The organism is Caulobacter sp. UNC358MFTsu5.1 (assembly GCF_000712075.1).
In the GTDB taxonomy this organism is placed as follows: Bacteria; Pseudomonadota; Alphaproteobacteria; order Caulobacterales; family Caulobacteraceae; genus Caulobacter.
In genome coordinates this window covers 1,217,556-1,236,652 of sequence record NZ_JONW01000005.1, presented here as the reverse complement: position 1 = coordinate 1,236,652, position 19,097 = coordinate 1,217,556, and the positions used below count along the sequence as shown (strand labels likewise).

General features: G+C 70.0%; 20 protein-coding genes. 8 read left to right on the top strand and 12 right to left on the bottom strand.

What is annotated here, in order from left to right; all coding sequences use genetic code 11:
* Positions 1-14: 14 nt before the first annotated feature.
* From BR39_RS0107650 to BR39_RS0107635, 4 genes are all read right to left on the bottom strand, one after another.
* Positions 15-734 carry a M48 family metallopeptidase gene (locus tag BR39_RS0107650; RefSeq protein WP_029909370.1) on the bottom strand — a complete coding sequence of 240 codons (720 nt, stop codon included), beginning with the start codon at positions 732-734 and terminating at the stop codon, positions 15-17.
* A gap of 46 nt (positions 735-780) precedes the next feature.
* The gene (locus BR39_RS0107645; protein ID WP_029909368.1) at positions 781-1,140 is read right to left on the bottom strand and encodes a hypothetical protein; all 360 of its coding nucleotides are present in this window, start codon (positions 1,138-1,140) and stop codon (positions 781-783) included.
* Positions 1,141-1,177: 37 nt separating this feature from the next.
* Positions 1,178-2,434, bottom strand: coding sequence for a polyhydroxyalkanoate depolymerase (locus BR39_RS0107640; RefSeq protein ID WP_029909365.1), 1,257 nt, complete (start codon positions 2,432-2,434; stop codon positions 1,178-1,180).
* A gap of 90 nt (positions 2,435-2,524) precedes the next feature.
* Entirely contained in the window at positions 2,525-3,118 is a 594-nt protein-coding gene (locus BR39_RS0107635; RefSeq protein ID WP_029909363.1) for an SCO family protein, read from the bottom strand.
* Positions 3,119-3,173: 55 nt separating this feature from the next.
* On the opposite strand from BR39_RS0107635, the gene BR39_RS0107630 reads away from it, so the two are divergent.
* Entirely contained in the window at positions 3,174-4,583 is a 1,410-nt protein-coding gene (locus BR39_RS0107630; RefSeq protein ID WP_029909361.1) for an ActS/PrrB/RegB family redox-sensitive histidine kinase, read from the top strand.
* An 88-nt stretch (positions 4,584-4,671) separates the two neighbouring features.
* Entirely contained in the window at positions 4,672-5,229 is a 558-nt protein-coding gene (locus BR39_RS0107625; protein ID WP_029909359.1) for an ActR/PrrA/RegA family redox response regulator transcription factor, read from the top strand.
* A gap of 92 nt (positions 5,230-5,321) precedes the next feature.
* Here BR39_RS0107625 and BR39_RS0107620 read toward each other — a convergent pair whose 3' ends face one another.
* The 3 genes from BR39_RS0107620 to BR39_RS0107610 all read right to left on the bottom strand — a co-directional run bounded on the left by BR39_RS0107620 (position 5,322) and on the right by BR39_RS0107610 (position 7,281).
* Positions 5,322-6,107, bottom strand: a complete 786-nt coding sequence (locus BR39_RS0107620) for an SDR family oxidoreductase (RefSeq protein ID WP_029909356.1) — start codon at positions 6,105-6,107, stop codon at positions 5,322-5,324.
* 212 nt (positions 6,108-6,319) lie between these two features.
* Positions 6,320-6,607, bottom strand: coding sequence for a 4a-hydroxytetrahydrobiopterin dehydratase (locus BR39_RS0107615; protein WP_029909354.1), 288 nt, complete (start codon positions 6,605-6,607; stop codon positions 6,320-6,322).
* 32 nt (positions 6,608-6,639) lie between these two features.
* Positions 6,640-7,281 (bottom strand): HAD-IA family hydrolase, encoded by a 642-nt coding sequence (locus BR39_RS0107610; RefSeq protein ID WP_029909353.1) that lies wholly within the window; start codon positions 7,279-7,281, stop codon positions 6,640-6,642.
* 153 nt (positions 7,282-7,434) lie between these two features.
* Between BR39_RS0107610 and BR39_RS0107605 the strand changes: the two genes are divergently transcribed.
* Together BR39_RS0107605 and BR39_RS0107595 are read left to right on the top strand one after the other, a co-directional pair.
* Positions 7,435-7,797: a hypothetical protein gene (locus tag BR39_RS0107605; RefSeq protein ID WP_029909352.1), complete on the top strand. Its 363-nt coding sequence runs from the start codon at positions 7,435-7,437 to the stop codon at positions 7,795-7,797.
* Positions 7,798-8,045: 248 nt separating this feature from the next.
* Positions 8,046-10,148, top strand: coding sequence for an AsmA family protein (locus BR39_RS0107595; RefSeq protein WP_369795626.1), 2,103 nt, complete (start codon positions 8,046-8,048; stop codon positions 10,146-10,148).
* 136 nt (positions 10,149-10,284) lie between these two features.
* On the opposite strand, the gene rsmD is transcribed toward BR39_RS0107595, so the two are convergent.
* The gene (rsmD, locus tag BR39_RS0107590; protein WP_029909350.1) at positions 10,285-10,848 is read right to left on the bottom strand and encodes a 16S rRNA (guanine(966)-N(2))-methyltransferase RsmD; all 564 of its coding nucleotides are present in this window, start codon (positions 10,846-10,848) and stop codon (positions 10,285-10,287) included.
* 3 nt (positions 10,849-10,851) lie between these two features.
* Positions 10,852-11,490 (bottom strand): TMEM175 family protein, encoded by a 639-nt coding sequence (locus BR39_RS0107585; protein ID WP_029909349.1) that lies wholly within the window; start codon positions 11,488-11,490, stop codon positions 10,852-10,854.
* Positions 11,491-11,631: 141 nt separating this feature from the next.
* Here BR39_RS0107585 and BR39_RS0107580 point away from each other — a divergent pair, with 141 nt between their 5' ends.
* A complete protein-coding gene (locus BR39_RS0107580) occupies positions 11,632-12,570 on the top strand; it encodes a CPBP family intramembrane glutamic endopeptidase (protein WP_029909348.1) in 939 nt (312 codons plus the stop codon).
* A gap of 30 nt (positions 12,571-12,600) precedes the next feature.
* On the opposite strand, the gene BR39_RS0107575 is transcribed toward BR39_RS0107580, so the two are convergent.
* Positions 12,601-13,992: a pseudouridine synthase gene (locus tag BR39_RS0107575; RefSeq protein ID WP_029909346.1), complete on the bottom strand. Its 1,392-nt coding sequence runs from the start codon at positions 13,990-13,992 to the stop codon at positions 12,601-12,603.
* A 49-nt stretch (positions 13,993-14,041) separates the two neighbouring features.
* Between BR39_RS0107575 and BR39_RS0107570 the strand changes: the two genes are divergently transcribed.
* Entirely contained in the window at positions 14,042-14,539 is a 498-nt protein-coding gene (locus BR39_RS0107570; RefSeq protein WP_156035612.1) for a nucleoside deaminase, read from the top strand.
* On the opposite strand, the gene BR39_RS0107565 is transcribed toward BR39_RS0107570, so the two are convergent.
* The gene (locus tag BR39_RS0107565; protein WP_029909341.1) at positions 14,536-14,943 is read right to left on the bottom strand and encodes a hypothetical protein; all 408 of its coding nucleotides are present in this window, start codon (positions 14,941-14,943) and stop codon (positions 14,536-14,538) included. The two genes, BR39_RS0107570 and BR39_RS0107565, sit on opposite strands and share 4 nt — an antisense overlap.
* 129 nt (positions 14,944-15,072) lie before the next feature.
* Here BR39_RS0107565 and pseB point away from each other — a divergent pair, with 129 nt between their 5' ends.
* Together pseB and pseC are read left to right on the top strand one after the other, a co-directional pair.
* Positions 15,073-16,107, top strand: coding sequence for a UDP-N-acetylglucosamine 4,6-dehydratase (inverting) (gene pseB / locus BR39_RS0107560; RefSeq protein ID WP_029909339.1), 1,035 nt, complete (start codon positions 15,073-15,075; stop codon positions 16,105-16,107).
* Complete coding sequence (gene pseC / locus BR39_RS0107555) at positions 16,107-17,288, top strand: UDP-4-amino-4,6-dideoxy-N-acetyl-beta-L-altrosamine transaminase (protein WP_029909337.1); 1,182 nt, start codon at positions 16,107-16,109, stop codon at positions 17,286-17,288. The genes pseB and pseC overlap by 1 nt, the downstream gene beginning before the upstream one ends.
* 15 nt (positions 17,289-17,303) lie before the next feature.
* On the opposite strand, the gene BR39_RS0107550 is transcribed toward pseC, so the two are convergent.
* The gene (locus BR39_RS0107550; protein ID WP_029909334.1) at positions 17,304-19,025 is read right to left on the bottom strand and encodes a hypothetical protein; all 1,722 of its coding nucleotides are present in this window, start codon (positions 19,023-19,025) and stop codon (positions 17,304-17,306) included.
* Positions 19,026-19,097 lie beyond the last annotated feature (72 nt).

Sequence of the window (19,097 nt, the reverse complement as noted above, 5' to 3'; positions counted from 1 at the left end):
AGGGAAGACTGGATTTAGGCCGAGATCGCGTGCAGCTCCGCCGCGTGGGCCCGCAGCCAGCGTCGGTGGGGCGCGGGATCGCCCGACAGTTTCTCGCACAGCGCCCAGAACCGGGGTCCGTGATTGGCCTCGATCAGGTGGGCGCATTCGTGGGCCACGACGTAGTCGGCGACCTCGAACGGGGCCAGGACCAGTCGCCAGCTGTAGCGGATCGCGGCCGGATGGCCGGGGCGGGCCGGGCGGCACGAGCCCCAGCGGGCCTTGGGGTCGGCGATGGCCACCGAGGGCATGGGCCGGCCCAGGGCGGCGGCGTGGTGGGCGGTGCGCTCGGTCAGGCGGGTCAGGGCCTCGCGCTTGGCCAGGCGCAGGATGCGAAGGCCCCAGGCGCTGTCGTCCGGGGCGATCAGGGCGTCTTCCGTCATCTTCGGCCGGCCGGGGCCGACCTCCAGCCGATAGGGCTTGCCCAGCAGGCGCAGGATCCCGCCCGGCGCGATGACCTGGCGATTGGGCAGGGCGGCCAACTGGCCGGCGATCCAGTCGGCCTTCTCGTGGGCGAAGGCCACGGCCTCGGACAGCCGGCGCGGGGAGGGGGCCAGGGCCACCACCTCGGACTTGGCCCGGTCGACCCGCAGCGAGATCCGCCGCGCCCGGCCGTCGACCTTCAGCCGCACCGCGCAGCCGCGCACGTCCAGCCGGTCACCGTCGGCGTAGCGCTGCGGGCGGAAGAGGTTCATGTCCTCTAGATCGCGCCGCAACGGTCCAGGTGCAAGGGGGGCCGCGCTACAGGTCGGGGATCAACGAACGGCCCAGGGCCCAGGCTATCGTCTGCGCCTCGATGGCGACGGCGGCGGCGGCGTAGAACACCGCGACGAAAGGTCGTCGACGGGCCGAGGCGACGACGCCGGCGACCGCCTCGGCGAAGGCGGGGCGAGGCCGCATCGACAGCCATTGGGCCAGCAAGGCCAGTCCCCAGACGACGGGCAGCGTCGTGGCGAACCACAGACGTGGGACGAGGTCGTCGCCGGTCGCTTCGGACAGTGCGAACATGACCAGCATGTAGACCACGCCCGTGGCGAACAGCTTGGTCCTGAAGGCCAGGCCGGCCAGGCGATCGATCAGCGAAACAGGGGCGTCGGACATGGCCCTGTTTCGCAGATTTCGTCAGCGAAGCTCAAGCCTAGCTTTGGAAGTTCGGATCGTTCTTCAGGATGAAGTCGCGGACGCGCGGATAGATCTCCTCGCGGAACCGGCGGCCGTTGAACACCCCGTAGTGGCCCACGCCCGGCTGGACGTAGTCCTCCTTCATCGACTCGGGCAGGGACGAGCACAGGGCGTGCGCCGCCTGGGTCTGGCCGATGCCGGAAATGTCGTCGTTCTCGCCCTCGACCGTCATCAGGCCGATGTCGGTGATCGCCTCGGGCCGCACCAACCGGCCGCGATGGACCAGCTCGCCCTTGGGCAGCAGGTACTGCTGGAAGACGATGTCGATGGTCTGGAGGTAGAATTCCTCGGTCAGGTCCAGCACCGACAGGTACTCGTCATAGAACTCCAGGTGCTTGTCGGCGCTGTCGCCGTCGCCCTTCACCAGGTCCTGGAAGTACCGCTGGTGCGCCTGCTGGTGCTTCTCGGCGTTCATGCTCATGAAGCTGGCCAGCTGGACGAAGCCCGGATAGACGCGCCGGCCCATGCCCGGATAGGGCGCGGGCACGGTGTAGATCATGTTCGACTGGAACCAGGTGAACGGCTTTTCCTCGGCCAGCTGGTTGGTCACGGTCGGCGACAGGCGCGCATCGATGGGCGAGCCCATGAAGGTCATGCTGGCCGGGCGCGAGGGGTCGTTGTCCTCGGCCATCAGCGCAGCGGCGGCCAGGACCGGCGGGCCCGGCTGGCAGACGGCCACGACGTTGGGGCGCGGGCCCAGCAGCCGCAGCATCTGCTGGATGTGGTCGATATAGTCGTGGAAGTCGAAACGGCCCTGCAGGACCGAGACCTCGCGGGCGTTGATCCAGTCGACGATGAACACCGCGTGGTCGGGCAGGAAGGCCTCGACCGTGCCGCGCAGCAGGGTGGCGTAGTGGCCCGACAGGGGGGCGACGATCAGCACGGCGGGGTCCAGGGCGAACTTGCCGGCCCGGCGCATGTCGGCCATGTCACGGTCGAACTGGATCAGCCGCGCCCAGGGGCTTTCCCAGACCACGGTCGGGCGCACGCGCACGTCGACCTGGCCGATCTTGACCGTGTCGACGCGCCAGTCCGGCTTGCCGTAGCGGCGGGTGACGTTCGAGAACAGGTCCGCGCCCGCGTGGATGCGCCGGCCCAGATCGGTGTCGGCCGCCGGGTTCAGGGGCGAGCCCCAGAAGTCGCGCGCGGCCAGGGCCGCGAAGCGCAGGGGCGTGGAGGCGTAGAAACTGGCCTCGTGCAGGGCGTACAGCATGGCGCATCCAGAATGTTGCAATGCAACATAACACGCCAAACCCTAAGAAGGTACCGCCTTCCGGTAGCGGTACAGCGTCGCGGGCGCCGGTCAGCGCCCTTCCATGGCGTCCTTGATCTGCCGGGCGATCTCCTCGGGCGGCAGGTTGTAGGCGATCACCTTGCTGAACCGGCCCTTGGGATCCATCAGGTAGATGGCCGTGGAGTGGTCGACGCTGTAGTCCGGCCCGTCGCCGACCTGCTTGTAGTAGGCGCGATAGGCCTTGGCGGCGGCCGCCACCTGCTGGGGCGTGCCGGTCAGGCCCAGGATGTTCTTGGGCAGGGTGGGGCCCGACAGGAAGGTCTTCAGCTGCTCGGGATTGTCGCGGCCGGGATCGACCGAGATGAAGACGATCTTCAGGTCCTTGGCCTTGGGGCCCAGCTGGTCGCTGGCGGCGGCCAGGGCCTGCAGGGTGCCGGGGCAGACGTCCGGGCAGTAGGTGAAGCCGAAGAACACCGCGTTCCACTGGCCCTTCAGCGCCGCTTCCGTGGTCGGCTGGCCGTTCTGGTCGACCAGCTGGAACGGGCCGCCCACCAGGGACGGGGGCGGGGCCTTGTCCAGAACGCCGGTCTTGTAGATCAGCCCGCCGGCCACCAGCACGGCCACGAGGCCTGCCAGAATCGCGAACAACCGATGACGCGGCATGGGCGTTGAACCTTTCGCTCTCGCCAGGGGAGAATTTCTGGCCTTAAGGTGCGACATGGCAGACGCGTCTCTCAAGAATGCGCCGCACAGTTCGCCTCGACCGGGGCTCGATAAGCCTGACGTCGAGGCGGCGCAAGACGAGGACTGGTCCTGGGCGGGTCCGGGGCTTCGTCGCGGACGCCTGAGGGTCCGCACCCTGATCGCCCAGCGCTGGATCATGGTGGTCGGCCAGACCGCCGCGGTGCTGATCGCCGGCCTCGTCCTGGACCTGAAGGTCCCCTACGCCCTGTGCTTCTCGCTGATCGCCATGTCGGCCTGGCTGAACGTGCTGATCGGCCTGGCCTTCGGCGGCCAGCGGATGGCGCGCGAGGTCGAGGCCACGGCCCAGATCGCCTTCGACACCCTGCAGCTGGCGGGGATGCTGTACCTGACCGGCGGGATCATCAATCCGTTCTCCCTGCTGCTGATCGCGCCCGTCACCCTGGCCGCCGCCACCCTGCCGGCCCGGTTCGCCGCGGCCATCGGCGTCCTGGCGGTGGCGGCCTGCGTGATCCTGGCCTTCTTCAACCTGCCGCTGCCCTACCGGCCGTCGGCGGGACCGGGGCCCGTGCCCGGCGGCCTGACCCTGATGACCATCGTGCTGTCGCGCATCCTCGGCATCGCGGTGACCGGGGCCTACGCCTGGCAGGCGGCGACCGAATCGGCGCGCATGGAGCTGGCCCTGAACGTCACCGAGACCGTGCTGGCCCGCGAGCAGCGCCTGTCGGCCCTGGGCGCCCTGGCCGCCGCCGCCGCCCACGAGCTGGGCACGCCCCTGGCCACGATCTCGGTGGTGGCCCGCGAGATGATCCGCAACGCGCCCGACGAGCAGACCCGCGAGGACGCCGAGCTGATGATCGGCCAGGCCGCCCGCTGTCGCGAGATCCTGGCCCGGCTGACCGAGATGCCCGAGGCCAAGGACGCCGTGCACGAGCGCATCAGCCTCGTCCAGCTGGTGCACGAGGTGATCGAGCCGCACATGATCCACGGCATCCGCGTGGAGGCGGTGGTCAACGGCCCGCCCGGCGATTCCGCGCCCGACATCTGGCGCCGCGCCGAGATCCTCCACGCCCTGACGACCATCGTCGAGAACGCCGTCGACTTCGCCCGGGCCGAGGTGATCGTCGTGGCCCGCTTCGACGCCCGCGCCGTGGTGATCGAGGTGCGCGACGACGGCCCGGGCTTCTCGCCGGAGATCCTGGCCAAGCTGGGCGAGCCCTATGTGACGTCCCGCCCGGGGGCGGAAGGGTCCAGGACCGGCCACATCGGCATGGGCCTGGGCTTCTTCATCGCCAAGACCCTGCTGGAACGAACTGGGGCCACGGTGGATTTCAAGAACGGTCGGCGCGGCGGCGCGGTGGTCGCGGCGCGCTGGCCGAGGTCGGCGCTGGAGGCGCCGGCCATCATCGGTGCGAGCGAGCTGTGATGAAACACTTGCGACACTCGGGAAATGGGCAACAAGATAGCTCGCTCGTGGCCCGGTTGAGTGTCGGCGTTGGGAGGCGCTGAATTTCATGGCGGATATCGGTGAAATGGTCGCGGCCTTGCCCGACAAGTCCCTGCTGCTCCTCGACGACGACGCGCCGCTACGGACGCGATTGGGCCGAGCCCTCGAACAGCGCGGATTTGCGGTGACGCTCTGCGCCTCGGTGGCCGAGGCGATGAGCGCCCTGAAATCCCAGGCCCCGGCCCACGCCGTGCTCGACATGCGGCTGGAGGACGGCACCGGACTGAAGGTGGTCGAGGCCGTGCGCGACGTCCGCCCCGACGCCAAGGTCATCATGCTGACCGGCTACGGCAACATCGCCACCGCCGTGGCGGCGGTGAAGGCCGGGGTGATCGACTACCTGTCCAAGCCGGCCGACGCCGACGACGTGGCCCGCGCCCTGCTGGCCGCCAAGGACGCCGCCCCGGCCCCGCCGGAAAACCCGATGAGCGCCGACCGCGTGCGCTGGGAGCACATCCAGCGGGTCTACGAGATGTGCGGCCACAACGTCTCCGAGACGGCGCGCAGGCTGAACATGCACCGGCGGACCCTGCAGCGGATTTTGGCGAAGCGGGCGCCGCGGTAGGCGGGACCGGGGACATGCGCTTGCGGCGTGTCCCCAAGTCTTGGCTCGACGCTAGCGGATGGGGACACGCCGCAAGGGCATGTCCCCGATGATCACATCGCCGAAATCCCGCCGTCCAGCTTCAGCTCGGCGCCGGTCATGAACTTGCTCTCGTCGCTGGCCAGGTAGAGCACGGCGTTGGCGATGTCGTTCGGCTCGCCGATGTGGCCCAGCGGGATCTGACGGCCCAGCTTGGCGTGGGCCTCCTCCTTGCCCAGGCGCTGGCTCAGCGGGTCCAGGATCGGGGTGTCGATGAAGGTCGGGTGGATCGAGTTGGAGCGGATATCCAGCCCCATCTTGGCGCAGTAGAGGCCGATGTTCTTGCTGAGCAGCCAAACGCCCGCCTTGGAGGCGTTGTAGGCCGGCGAATTGTGGTTGGCGATCAGGCCGGCGATCGAGCTGATGTTGATGATCGAGCCCGGCTGGTGCGCGCGCATGTACTTCAGGGCGTGCTTGGCCCCCAGGAAGACGCTGTCGACATTGATCGACATGATCTTCTTCCAGAGGTCGAACTCCATCTGCTCCAGCGGCTTGTCGCCCGCGACGCCGGCGTTGTTGAGCAGCACCGAGATCCCGCCCATGGCCGCGTCGGCCTTCTCCAGGGCCTCGATCCACTGGTCTTCCTGGGTGACGTCCAGCTGGAAGGCGAAGGCCGTGCCGGCCCCGTGGGCGGCGTTGATCTCGTCGGTCACGGCCTGGGCCCCGGCGAAGTTGATGTCGGCGAGGCTGACCTTGGCGCCTTCCTCGGCCAGACGCCGCGCGGCCGCCGCGCCCAGGCCCTGGGCGCCGCCCGTGATGAAGGCCTTCTTGCCGGCGACCCGGCCCGTGCTCTGCGCCATCTGCGGCGTCCTCCCGTTATAATTCAAACGCTAGTTTGAACTGGATGGGGCGGGGACGGAAGGGGGAAACGGCGGCTCTGGACGCCCCCTCCGTCGCGCTGCGTATTCGCAGCGCGCCACCTCTCCCGCTTCGCGGGTGAGGAGGAAGCGAACCAGCCTCTCCTCCCCCGTGCAACGGGGGAGGTGGCGGGCGCAGCCCGACGGAGGGGGCGCTAGGCCGCGATCTCGTCCATGAACCGCGCCATCGTCACGTCCAGCTCGCTGACCCCGTCGGCGTCGTGCGTCGTCAGCACCACCTCGACGCGGTTGTAGACGTTGAACCACTCCGGATGGTGGTCCAGCTTGTCGGCCATCAGGGCCACGCGGGTCATGAAGCCGAAGGCGGCGTTGAAGTCGGTGAACTTGAAGGTCTTGCCGATGGCGTCCTTGTCGGCGACCGAGGCCCAGCCCTGCAGTTGGGAGAGGGCGGCGGCGGCGCCGATCTTGGCGGGGCGGGTCATGGCGGGCTCCTGCGGCGGAAAGGGTTTCCCCCTCAGAACGCCAAACCGGTCGCCGCCGCAAGGTCCGCCAGCAACTGGTCCTCGGTCGAGACCTTGATGGCCGTCATGCCCAGGGCCGCCGCCGGCTTGCAGTTGACCCCCAGGTCGTCGAGGTAGACGCAACGCTCCGGGGCGACGCCGATCAGCTCGCACATCATTTCGTAGATGCGCGGGTCGGGCTTGCGGACCCCGGCCTTGGAGCTTTCGATCACCGCGTCGAACTGGGCGAAGATCTCGGCGATCTGTTCGGCCTTCTGCGCCGAGCCGGCCATGCCCGTGCCGTGGCCGGTGACGACGTTGTTGGTGATGCAGCCCACCTTGAACCGCGCCTTGCAGGCCTTCAGCGCCGCCACCACGCGCGGCCGCACGTCGCCCGACAGCAGGGGCAGCACCTCGGCGCCGCGCACGGCGTGGCCCAGACGCGTGGCCTCCTCCAGGAACAGGGCGTCGAAGGCGGCCGCGTCGATCTCGTTGCGCTCGAACAGGGCCCAGGCGTTGGCGTCGGGATCGGCGGCGTTGACCCGGCGGATGAAGTCCTGCGGCAGGCCGCGCTGCTGCTCGAACCGCCGGAAGGCCTCGAACGGCGAGGTCGTGAACACCCCGCCGAAATCCCAGATCACCGCCTCGATCGCCATGTCCGCCTCAAACACTTGTTTGACCGAAAGCTAGGGCGGGCGGCCGCGTCTGGCAATCGCCCGAAGAATCTTCATGGCCAAGCTCGCGTTGAAGGCGAAAGCGCGCGAAAGCACGCAGGGGCTCTGGTTTGTTAACCTTCTGGAGTTTTCGCCATGATCCGCCGTGCGCTGCTTTTGCTGGGTCTCGTCGCCGCCGTAGGCGGAACGGGCGCCGCCGCGTCGGCCGCGGATCGGCCGCAGGACTGCGCCGTCCGCCGGGTCACCGGCCCGGGCGGGGCCTATCGCTACGACCGCGTCGAGTGCGAGGCCCGGGCGGTCTGGAGCGACTTCGACCGCTGGGCATACGAGCGGCCGCTGGACGTGGAGGACCAGCCGTTGCGCGGCGACCGCTACGGCGGCTGGACCCGGATCCTTCCGGACCCGGCGCCGTCGGACCCGGTCGCGCCCTATCCGGTCTACCGCGTGGCGGGACGCGACGCCGGCGGCTTCCTGGTCTGGCCGGGCAAGCTGCCGTGAAGACTCATGTTTTTGGCCCGGAGATTGCGTGAGGGGGGACCACACGCATCAAATCGGGACGGGGGAAATTTCATCATGCGCCAACCGAGCAAGCCGCTCTTCAAGGCCTACGAGATCGTGGCGATCGTCGCCTTCGTGCTGGCCGCCATCGGCGTGGGCAGCCTGCGGCTGGTCTACTAGCCGCCGCCGAGGCCGCCCCGGGGCGGGAACTGACCGTTTTCGGAACATAAGGACCCCGTCCGCGCGTTGTGGACGGGTATCCGGAGGTTCCCGCCCTGACGACGCTCGCCCCCAATCCGCCGCCCCCCAACCTGATCGCGCGTCTGCGCGGTCTGCCGCCGCGTGCGCGCTGGGGGATGATCGGGGCGATCCTGCTGACGATCGCCATCGTCGTCTTCCTGGTGATCTTCGACTGGAACTGGTTCCGGGGCCCGCTGGGCCGCTTCGCCTCGGCGCGGCTGGACCGCGAGGTGGTGATCACCGGCGACCTGCGCGTCCATCCCTGGTCGTTCTCGCCCAAGGCCGAGGCCCTGGGGGTGCGCATCGCCCAGCCCGACTGGGCGGCCAAGGCCGATCCCAAGGGCTCGCCGGCCGGAACGCCCATGGCCAAGGTCGACCGCATCGCGGTGCAGATCAAGCTGCTGCCCCTGCTGAAGGGCGACGTGATCCTGCCGCTGCTGGCGGTGGACCGGCCGGACGTGCGCCTGCTGCGCGACGGCTCGGGCAAGGCCAACTGGACGTTCGGCGACCCCAACGCCCCCAAGACGCCGCTGAAGCTGCCGGCCATCCAGCACTTCATCATCAATGACGGCCAGCTGCGCTACGAAGACCAGCAGCGCGACGTCTTCTTCCTGGGCACGGTCAATTCCAACGAACACGCCACCGCCGATGGACGCGGCCGGTTCGTGCTGGAGGGCAAGGGCCAGCTGAACCGTTCGCCGTTCACCGCCCTGGTCACCGGCGGCCCGCTGCTGAACATCTCGCCCAACCGGCCCTATCCGTTCGACGCCAGGGTCGATGCGGGCTCGACCCACGTCCTGGCCAAGGGCGACATCACCAAGCCGTTCAACCTGGGCCTGTTCGAGACCCAGCTGAGCGTTTCGGGCACGGACCTGAACCGCCTCTACGCCCTGACCGGCCTGACCCTGCCCAACACCCCGCCCTACAAGATCAGCGGCCATCTGACCCGCAACGGCCAGCGGTTCGACTTCAAGAAGCTGAACGGGCGGATCGGCGACAGCGACGTCTCGGGCGACCTGTTCGTGCTGACGGGCCGCGAGCGGCCCTATCTGGAGGCCGACCTGCAGTCCCGGCGCCTGGACTTCGACGACCTGGGCAGCCTGGTCGGCGCGGCGCCGGCCACCGGCAGGGGCGAGACCGCCTCGGCCGGCCAGAAGGTCGAGGCCGCCCAGCGCGACGCCACCCAGCGCCTGCTGCCCGACGCCACCCTGCAGGTCGAGCGCGTCAAGGCCATGGACGCCAAGGTCAAGTACCGGGCCCTGGCGGTCAACGCGCCGAACCTGCCCCTTCAGAAGGTCCGGCTGGACCTGACGCTGGAGAAGGGCGTGCTGACCATGGATCCCATCGCCTTCACCTTCTCGCGCGGCGACCTGGCCGGAAAGGTTCGGCTGGACGCCAATCCCAAGGTGCCGCGCACCGATCTGGACCTGCGCCTGACCAACGCCAAGCTGGAAGACTTCATCACCATCAAGAACGACGGTAAGCCGGCCGTCGAGGGCGGGGTGATGGCCCGGGCCAAGCTGACCGGCTACGGCAATTCGGTGCACCGCGCCGCCTCGACCGCGAACGGCCAGGTGACCCTGGTCTCGCCCAAGGGCCAGATCCGCCAGGCCTTCGCCGAGCTGCTGGGCGTCAACGCCTCCAAGGGCCTGCTCCTGCTGCTCAGCAAGAGCGACAAGGAGACCAGCGTCCGCTGCGCGGTGGCCGACTTCAACGTCAAGGACGGCGTCATGACCTCCAACCAGATCGTCGCCGACACCGGCGTGGTGCTGGCGCGCGGCAAGGGCACGATCGACCTGCAGAACGAACGCATGGACCTGAGGATCGACGGCGACAGCAAGAAGCCGCGCCTGGTCCGGCTGTTCATCCCGATCACCATCAAGGGACCGTTCATGTCGCCCAAGGTCGGGCTGGAGACCGGCGGGGCGGTGGCCCAGGGCGGGATCGCCGCGGCGCTGGGCGCCTTTGTCTCGCCCCTGGCCGCCATCCTGCCCTTCGTCACCGGCGGCGAGGCCAAGGACGCCGACTGCGCCAGCCTGGTCGCCGAGGCCCGCAGCGACGGCGCCCCGGTCAAGGTGGCCCAGACCACCCCGGCGAAGGTCAAAAAATAGCCCGCTCATCCCGGCGAACGCCGGGACCCAGATCCCATATCGGTGTGGCGGATTGGAAGAACGCCGAGCTCATGGCGTCAGCTCGGGAGTCATTCCATCTGGGTCCCGGCATCCGCCGGGATGAGCGGATTTTTGATCACGCCAGCCGGAAGAAGAACACCTTCGCCGCCCCGTACTCCCGGGCGTCCAACCGCTCGAAGCCTTCCGGCGCCGGATCGGGCTCGTCGCGGCCGCGCTCGAACACCACGACGGCGCCGGGGGACAGCCAGTCGCCGGCGGCCAGGGCGGCCAGGGCCTTCTCGCCCAGGCCCTTGGCGTAGGGCGGGTCGAGGAAGGCGATGTCGAACGGCGCGCCGACGCTGCCCGGGCGCGGGCCCGGATCGGTGGCGTCGCGCCGGTGCACCCGGGCCTGGCCGAACAGGCCGAAGGCTTCCATGTTCTCGCGGATCGCGCCGCGCGCGTTGTCGTCGGTCTCGACGAACAGGCAGAAGGCGGCCCCGCGCGACATCGCCTCCAGGCCCAGGGCCCCGGAGCCGGCGAACACGTCGATCACCCGCGCCCCGTGCAGCTCCGGCGCCCAGGCGGCGTGCTCGAGGATGTTGAACACGGCCTGGCGGGCCCGGTCGGAGGTGGGGCGGGTGTTGGCCCCCGGCGGGGTGACGATGGCCTTGCCGCGATACTGGCCCGAGACGATGCGCAAGACTCAGTCCTCGGCGGCCGGGACGGCGGGGAGCGCGCCGCTCCGGGCCATCAGGCGGTTGGTCATCGACAGTCCGGCCACGACCACGGCGATGCCCAGCCAGCCCCACCAGGTCTGGGTGATGATGCTGAGGAAGGTCAGGCCGCACATCAGGCCGGGCAGCAGGGCCACGCGCAGCAGCACATAGACCTTCTCGCCGGTCGGCATCGGTTCGGACAGTCCGGCGAACATGGCGGCGTAACCCCAGGCCAGGGCGTGGGCCAGGCCGATGGCAGTCACCAGCGCCACATAGACGACCACCGACGAGGCCGTGCCGTTCTCCCACAGCATCTCGGTGCCCAGGGGCAGCAGGGCCAGCAGGCCCAGCATCAGGAGGTTCAGCACGTCCAGCACGCCGTCGGCCCGGCGCAGGCGCGAGAAGGTGCGGCGATGGGCGATCCAGTTGACGCCCACGACGGCGAAGCTGACGGCGTAGGCCATCAGCTTGTGCCGCATCTGGCTCAGCAGGTCGCCGACGCTGCTCCAGTGCTCGGGCGGATGGATCTCGATGGCCAGCAGGGTGATGGCGATCGCGAACACCGCGTCCGAGAACAGGATCAGGCGATGAAGGTGCTGCGCTTCCTTGTCGGTGATGTCGGTCATGCTCGCCCCGCCCTGTCGTCGCCCCATGTTGCCTGCGTTGTGTGCCGCGCGCCGGCTGGCGGGGCAAGTCGCGTGTCGCGCCGCTTGCGTCGCGGGCGGCGAACGCCTAGCGATGATCCACAACCGGATCCAAGGACCGTGGTGCTAGCAGAGCTTCGACAGTCGCCGTTCCTGGACGATCTGACGCCCGCCGACCGGCGCGTCGTTCCGCTCCTGCTGACCGTGCCCATCGGCGTGATCGCGGCCCTGCTGGCGGCGGTGATCGCGGGCCTCGTCGTGTTCGTCGCCTTCGCGATCGTCGGCGGGGGCGTGGAGTCGGTCGAGCGCCTGATGGAGATGATCGGGCGCGGCGAGGCGCCGACCGGCCTGACCGAGGTGGCCTTCGTGCTGGGCCTGCTGGCCGTCGTGAACGGCGCCATGGCCCTGGCCTTCGTGGGCGCGGCGGCCCTGCTGCATCGCCGCCGGCTGCGGACGTACTTCACCGCCGCCCCCCGCTTCCGCTGGCGGCTGCTGCTGCTGGGCCTGGGCCTGTTCGCGGTGACGATCGGGCCGCTGCTGCTGGCCTCGGCGGCCCTGGATCCCAAGGCCCCGGGCGCGCCGATCCTGGCGATCGGCCCCGACCTGGGCGTCCGGCTGACCTATCTGGCCCTGGTCGTCGTCCTGCTGCTGATCGCCGCGGCCGCCGAGGAGCTGGTCTTCCGCGGCTGGCTGATCAAGATCGTCGGGGCCTGGTTCCCCGACCCCCGCGCCGTGCTGGTGCTGAGCGGCCTGCTGTTCTCGGCCATTCACTTCGATCCCAATCTCGACGCCTTCCTGGTGCGGCTGGCGATGGGGGTGGGCCTGGCCTGGATGACCCTGCGGCTGGGCGGGATCGAGTTCGCCATCGGGGCCCATGCGGCCAACAACATCGTCATCCTGCTGTTCGTCCAGCCGATGGCGCTGAAGCCCGACCCGCCGCACGGCTTCCCGCCCGAGACCCTGGTCATCGCCCCGCTGATGCTGGCCGGCTATGTCGCCTTGGCCGAGATCGCCGCGCGGTGGGCCCCGCTGCGCCGCTGGACCCGCTTCGCGGCCACCTAGGGCGGCGACCTAGGGCGGCGGCCTGATCGATCAGCGCTTGCCGCGCGGCGCGCCGGGCTTGCCGGCCGGACGCGCCCCGCCCGGCTTTCCGCCGCGACCCGCGCCCTGCGGCTTGTAGCCCTCGGCCCGCAGCGCGCCGGGCTTGGGCTTGGCCGAGGCGGGACGGGCGTCCTTGCCCTGCGCCGCGCCGCGCTTGTCGGCGGCCTTTTCGGCCAGGGCCTTCTCGCGGATGCGCTTGTCGGCGGCCTCGCGCGGCGACAGGGCGCGGGGGCCGACGATCTTGGTCTCGATCGACTTCTTGCCCGGACGCGCGCCCGGCTTGCTCGGAGCCGTCTTTCCCGCAGCCGTCTTCCCGGCGCCCGGCTTGGCCGCGCCGGCCTTGTGGGCGATCACGGGCTTCTTCTTCGGCTTGGCCCAGCCCGGCTTGCGGACGAACTTCTCGTCCTCGGCCTTCTCCTCGGGCTGCAGGATGGAGACCTGGGTCATCTTGCCCACCCGGGGCACGCCGCGCCGCTGGACGTCGCCGCCGCCCGCCTGGCCCGGGGCCTTCAGCGGCTCGGCCACGCCGATGAACCGGGGCTTGTCGCCCTGCGGCATGTTCTCGGGCGGGATGATGCCTTCCAGCAGCTCGCGGATCACCCGGGGGCCGACCTCCTCGACCTGGCCCGGCAGAAGCGTGCCCAAGGCGAACGGGCCGTAGGACAGGCGGATCAGGCGGTTGACCTTCAGGCCGATGGCCTCGAGCACCTTGCGGACCTCGCGGTTCTTGCCTTCGCTGAGCGAGACGGTGATCCAGAGGTTCCGGCCGCCGGCCTTGTCCTGGGCCTTGTCCAGCCGCGCCTCGATGGCGCCGTAGCGCACGCCTTCGATGGTGATGCCGTCCTTCAGCCGGTCCAGCTTCTCCTGGGTGGTCACGCCGAACGCGCGCACCCGGTAGCGGCGCTGCCAGGCGTTCTGCGGCATCTCCAGGGCGCGCGACAGCTCGCCGTCGTTGGTCAGCAGCAGCAGGCCTTCGGAATTGAGGTCCAGGCGCCCCACCGAGATGACGCGCGGCAGGTCGCGCGGCAGGGCCTGGAACACCGTCGGCCGGTTCTTGGGATCGTTGTGCGAGGTCAGCAGGCCGGTGGGCTTGTGATAGCGGAAGATGCGCGTCGGCTCGGGCTCGTCGATCATCTTGCCGTCGACGGTCAGGATGTCGCCGGGGCGGACCTTGACGGCGGGGGTGGTCAGCACGGTCCCGTTCAGGGCCACCTTGCCGGCCTCGATCAGCCGCTCCACCTCGCGCCGCGAGGCCACGCCCGAGCGGGCCAGCATCTTGGCGACGCGCTCGCCGTCGCCGCCTTCGCCGTCGAGACCGAACTCGTGGTCGTCTTGACCCAGAAGGGCGTTGTCATGCAGGTGGGGCTGGTATTTCTCGGTCATGGCGTCGTCCTTCAAGGGCAGGGCGCATCTCACGATGGGCGGTTTTCTAATGCGCACCGATCCCCCCCAGGATCAAGACGCCGGGGATTTGGGGGCCATGGCTCTCGCGCTCCAGGAGGCCCGCGCCGCCGCCGCTGCGGGCGAGACGCCGGTGGGGGCGGTGATCCTCGATCCGAAGACCGGCGAGGTGATCGCCCGGGCCGGCAACGGTCCGATCGGCGCCCATGACCCCACGGCCCACGCCGAGATCGCGGCGATGCGGATCGCGGCGGCCAAGCTGGGCAACTACCGCCTGACCGACCTGACCCTGGTGGTGACGCTGGAGCCCTGCGCCATGTGCGCCGGGGCGATCAGCCACGCCCGCATCGGCCGGGTGGTGTTCGGGGCCGAGGACCCTAAGGGCGGGGCGGTGGTCCACGGCCCGAAATTCTTCGCCCAGCCCACCTGCCACTGGCGGCCGGACGTGACCGGCGGGGTGATGGCCCAGGAGAGCGCGGACCTGCTGCGGGGGTTCTTCAAGGCGCGGCGGAAGAAGTCGGCGCCCTAGTTCACCATCGCCGAACCGAGCAGCACCTTGCTGCCCTTGCGGCCCAGCACCTTGTCGGCGGCGTCCTGCATCTTGTCGCCCAGATAGTTCAGGTCCGGCGCAGCGCCGCGCGGCATGCCGGCGGTGTAGGTCATCAACACCTGGGCGAAGGCGGCGCGCAGGCGGGGCTCGGACTGCTGGGCGCGCTCCATCAGGGTCGCGTCCTTGGCCTCGATCCCGGCCTCCAGGGTCATGACGCCCCGGCGGCCGTCGCGGCGGATGGTCGTGGCCGTCAGCGGCTGGAGGGCGAAATAGGTCGGCGGCGCCTTCTTCTCCTCCTTGCCGTGACCGGCGAAGGCGGGCGGGGCGGCCAGGCTGGCGGTCGCCAGCAGCGACAGGACGGGAATGAGGAGGGCGCGGCGCATGGCCCCTTGTGACACGACGTGGTTGACGTCCTCTTTACGTCTGGCGGGGCACAAAGGGCCGTTAACCATGAATCGTCCCGAGCGCGGCAGGTCGCCTGCGGTTCGCGGCGGGGGCGTAGGAGACTGAAATTGGGGCGCTTTTCACCGAAAAAGCTCGATCTGGACGGCAAGGTCATCCTGGTGACCGGCGGCACCGGGTCGTTCGGCCGCCGCTTCATCGAAACCGTGCTCAAGCGGGCGAACCCGCGGAAGGTGATCGTCTATTCCCGCGACGAATTGAAGCAGAGCGACATGCAGCTGGAGCTGCGCGAGCAGTTCGACGAGGCGACCTACGGCAAGATGCGCTTCTTCCTGGGCGACGTGCGCGACCGTGAGCGCCTGACCCTGGCCCTGCGCGGCGTCGACATCGTCATCCACGCCGCGGCCCTCAAGCAGGTGCCGGCCGCCGAATACAACCCCTCGGAATGCATCCACACCAACGTGCTGGGCGCCGAGAACGTGGTCTGGGCCAGCCTCAACAACGGCGTCAAGCAGGTGGTGGCCCTGTCGACCGACAAGGCCTGCAACCCGATCAACCTGTACGGCGCGACCAAACTGGCCTCGGACAAGACCTTCGTGGCGGCCAACAACCTGTCGGGCGACATCGGCACCCGCTTCGCGGTGGTCCGCTACGGCAACGTCGTCGGCTCGCGCGGCAGCGTGGTGCCGCTCTACAAGCGCCTGCTGAGCCAGGGCGCGACCGAGCTGCCGGTCACCGACGCGCGCATGACCCGCTTCTGGATCACCCTGAACGAGGGCGTGGAGTTCGTGCTGTCGTCGCTGGAGATCATGCGCGGCGGCGAGATCTTCGTGCCCAAGATCCCGTCCATGACCATGCCCGACCTGGTCAAGGCCATGTCGCCGGCCGCCGGCGTGAAGATCATCGGCATCCGCCCCGGCGAGAAGCTGCACGAGATGATGATCAGCGCCGACGACGCCCGCGCCACCGTCGAGCTGGCCGACCGCTACGTGATCGAGCCGACCTTCGTGGAATATCCGCGCAAGGCCTTCCGGGGCGAGGCGGGGACCAAGGACGTGGCCGAGGGCTTCAGCTACAGCAGCGACAGCAACGACGACTGGCTCAGCGAGGACGGCCTGAACGCCATGCTGGCCGAGAAGGCCTGATGAGCAGCCCGCCGTTCCTGCCGTACGGCCGTCAGACCATCGAGGACGACGACGTGGCGGCGGTCGCGGCGGCCCTGCGCGCCGACTTCCTGACCACCGGCCCGACCGTCGAGGCCTTCGAGACGGCCTTCAAGGCCAAGGTCGGGGCCGAGCACGCCATCGCGGTGGCCAACGGCACGGCGACCCTGCACCTGGCGATGATGGCCCTGGGGGTCGGCGCCAATGAAGGAAAGGGGGGCGACGTCTGCATCGCCCCGTCGGTCACCTTCCTGGCCACCGCCAACTGCGCCCGCTACGTCGGGGCCGAGGTGGTGTTCGCCGACGTCGATCCCGACAGCGGCCTGATGACGCCCGACACCCTGGCCGAGGCCCTGAAGCGCGCCGAAGGTCGCCGGGTCCGCGCCGTGCTTCCGGTGCACCTGCGCGGCGACGTCTGCGACCTGCCGGCCCTGCGCGACCTGGCCGCCTCGGCTGGCGCGACCCTGGTCGAGGACGCGCCCCACGCCCTGGGCTCGGTCGGGACCTTCGACGGCGCGGCCCATCCGGTCGGCGACGGCGCCTATTCCAGCTTCGCCAGCTTCTCGTTCCATCCGGTCAAGACCCTGGCCACGGGCGAGGGCGGCATGCTGACCACCAACGACGCGGCCCTGGCGGCCCGGGCCCGCAGCCTGCGCGGCCACGGCATGCAACGGCCGGCCGGCGCCGAGCCCTGGTGGTACGAGATGCCCGAGCTGGGCTTCAACTACCGCATTCCCGACGTGCTGTGCGCCCTGGGGATCTCGCAGCTGGCCAAGCTCGACCGCTTCGTCGCCCGCCGGAAGGCGCTGACCGCGCTCTATCGGCAAAAGCTGGCGGCCCTGGCCCCGGCCGTGCGCCTGGCGGAGAGCCCGGCGTGGTCCGACCCGGCCCTGCACCTGCTGACCGTGCTGATCGATTTCGAAGCCCTGGGCACGACCCGCCTGGCGGTGGTTGAGGCGCTGAAGGCGCGCGGCGTCGGCAGTCAGGTCCACTACATCCCGGTGCACCGCCAGCCCTACTACCAGAGCCGCTACGGCGCCCTGGACCTGCCCGGCGCCGACGCCTGGTACGCGCGCTGCCTGACCCTGCCGCTCTATCCGACGATGGCGGACGGGGACGTGGACAGGGTGGTCGAGGCGCTGGGAGAATCCCTCTCTCTTTGAAAGAGGGCGAGATTGCTAAGCCGCCGCCTTCTGCTGAACCATGCCCTTGAGCAGGTCCATCGTCTCCGGCGAATTGGCCAGCTCCTCGCGGGCCTCAGGGGCCCGGGCGAGCTTCATCACCTCGGTCTTGGCCCGGTCGGCGACGGGACCCGTGGGGCCGGCCTCGCCCATGGCCAGCTTGATCAGCACCGACATCTTCTGGGGCAGCGGGGCCGGGGCGCGGACCAGCATGGCGACCAGGCGGGCGTCGGCCTCGATCATGCCGCCCACCTCGCCCAGGCGGGCGCACAGGGGCTCGTAGTCCTCGACCACCAGGCCCGAGCGGACCAGGGCCTTCTGCAGGGCGGCCAGGGCGGCCAGCTTGGCGGCCGCCGAGTCCGGACCCTGGCGCAGCTCGCGCTCGAAGCGCAGGGCCAGGACGTTGGCCGACAGCCAGCGGGCCGCCGTGCGCTTGTTGACCGCGCCCATGACGTTCTCGGCCAGGCGGATCAGCATCTGCACCTCCTCGCGCGACGAGCGGTCGCGGCCGAGCAGGGATTCGATGAACTCGCCGTTCAGCAGGGTCTTGGACCGGGTGGTGAAGGCGCTGGTGATGTCTTCCGGCGGCAGGATGCGGCCGGCGGCGGCCGTCAGGCTCATGGCCAGGGCGCGGAGATATTCGATCTCCTGCTCGGCGTCGGCCGGCTTCAGGCGGCGCACGCCGTTCAGTTCCTTGAGCACCCGCTGGGCGATCGACATGCGCACGGCGGGGAATTCCTCGCCGCTCAGCCATTCGCACAGGCGCCGGGCCGTGCCCGACAGCTCGGGCATGCAGTTGCGCACGCCGGTCTCGACGCGGATCAGGGCCTCGACCTGCGCCCCGCCCGCCAGGCGGGTCATGGCGGCCAGTGTGGTCCCGAGGTCGGCCTCGCCGCCCTCCTTCTGACCACCCAGGAGGTCGGCCATGCCGGCCTTGGAGCCGATGATCTCGGCCAGGGGCGTCTCGATGGCGGCCAGGGCGGCGGCGCGGGCCTTGGGCTCGCTGGGCGCGGCGTCGGCCAGGTCCAGCAGGCGGGCGATCTTCTCGGACCAGTTCTTGCCGGGTGCGATCGAGGCGGCGACGCCGGCCCCCAGCAGGAAGGCGCGGTCGGGATCGATGGCCAGGCGCTCGGCGGCGCGGGCGAAGCCTTCCTTGTCCAGGTCCGGCAGGTCGCCCTTCTTGAACGCCTTCATCAGGTTGGCGACGGTGCGCTCGACCAGGCCCTGGAAGGTGCGGATCAGTTCGTGGACCGACATGCCCCGGGCTTCGGCCTCGGGGATGGCGATCTTCTGCAGGGCGTGCTGCAGGTCGGTGCCGGAGGCTTCCAGCTTCTCGACCAGGTCGGGACGGTGCAGCAGCTCGAACGGCGTGGCGTTGTGACGGTCCAGCCAGCCCTCCAGCAGCCGGCCGATGCGGTCGCGGGCGTGGGCGGTGTAGAGGTCGGACGGCTGGACGCAGAGGGGATCCAGGTCCTCCTGCTGCTTCTTGGGCTTGCCGCCGTCGACCTGGCCCTTGGTGAAGATGGCGATCGACTTGTATTCGCGCGTCTCGGGGTCGAGGGTTTCCTTGCTGACGCGCACGGCCACCGCACGGCCCTGCTCCAGAGCCTCCTCGGCGGTCTGAAGGGCGTGGGTCCGGATCTCGGTCGCCATGTCGAGCGTCCATTGCGCGCCGGGCTTGCGGCGCACGAACAGCTCGTAATGGACTTGGTCGCTCATAGGCAAAGGGCTCCCCGAGACTCCGTTATGGGATACAAGACCTTAAGGTGAGGTTGCCGCCGCGCGGGTTGT

Excerpts from the sequence above, each read along its gene's own strand:
- BR39_RS0107645 (WP_029909368.1), bottom strand. The coding sequence starts at position 1,140 with ATGTCCGACGCCCCTGTTTCGCTGATCGATCGCCTGGCCGGCCTGGCC.
- BR39_RS0107650 (WP_029909370.1), bottom strand. The coding sequence starts at position 734 with ATGAACCTCTTCCGCCCGCAGCGCTACGCCGACGGTGACCGGCTGGAC.
- BR39_RS0107605 (WP_029909352.1), top strand. The coding sequence starts at position 7,435 with ATGATCCGCCGTGCGCTGCTTTTGCTGGGTCTCGTCGCCGCCGTAGGC.
- BR39_RS0107640 (WP_029909365.1), bottom strand. The coding sequence starts at position 2,434 with ATGCTGTACGCCCTGCACGAGGCCAGTTTCTACGCCTCCACGCCCCTG.
- BR39_RS0107565 (WP_029909341.1), bottom strand. The coding sequence starts at position 14,943 with ATGCGCCGCGCCCTCCTCATTCCCGTCCTGTCGCTGCTGGCGACCGCC.
- BR39_RS0107570 (WP_156035612.1), top strand. The coding sequence starts at position 14,042 with ATGCGCACCGATCCCCCCCAGGATCAAGACGCCGGGGATTTGGGGGCC.
- BR39_RS0107630 (WP_029909361.1), top strand. The coding sequence starts at position 3,174 with ATGGCAGACGCGTCTCTCAAGAATGCGCCGCACAGTTCGCCTCGACCG.
- BR39_RS0107615 (WP_029909354.1), bottom strand. The coding sequence starts at position 6,607 with ATGACCCGCCCCGCCAAGATCGGCGCCGCCGCCGCCCTCTCCCAACTG.
- BR39_RS0107635 (WP_029909363.1), bottom strand. The coding sequence starts at position 3,118 with ATGCCGCGTCATCGGTTGTTCGCGATTCTGGCAGGCCTCGTGGCCGTG.
- BR39_RS0107610 (WP_029909353.1), bottom strand. The coding sequence starts at position 7,281 with ATGGCGATCGAGGCGGTGATCTGGGATTTCGGCGGGGTGTTCACGACC.
- BR39_RS0107625 (WP_029909359.1), top strand. The coding sequence starts at position 4,672 with ATGGCGGATATCGGTGAAATGGTCGCGGCCTTGCCCGACAAGTCCCTG.
- BR39_RS0107550 (WP_029909334.1), bottom strand. The coding sequence starts at position 19,025 with ATGAGCGACCAAGTCCATTACGAGCTGTTCGTGCGCCGCAAGCCCGGC.
- BR39_RS0107575 (WP_029909346.1), bottom strand. The coding sequence starts at position 13,992 with ATGACCGAGAAATACCAGCCCCACCTGCATGACAACGCCCTTCTGGGT.
- BR39_RS0107620 (WP_029909356.1), bottom strand. The coding sequence starts at position 6,107 with ATGGCGCAGAGCACGGGCCGGGTCGCCGGCAAGAAGGCCTTCATCACG.
- BR39_RS0107585 (WP_029909349.1), bottom strand. The coding sequence starts at position 11,490 with ATGACCGACATCACCGACAAGGAAGCGCAGCACCTTCATCGCCTGATC.
- pseC (WP_029909337.1), top strand. The coding sequence starts at position 16,107 with ATGAGCAGCCCGCCGTTCCTGCCGTACGGCCGTCAGACCATCGAGGAC.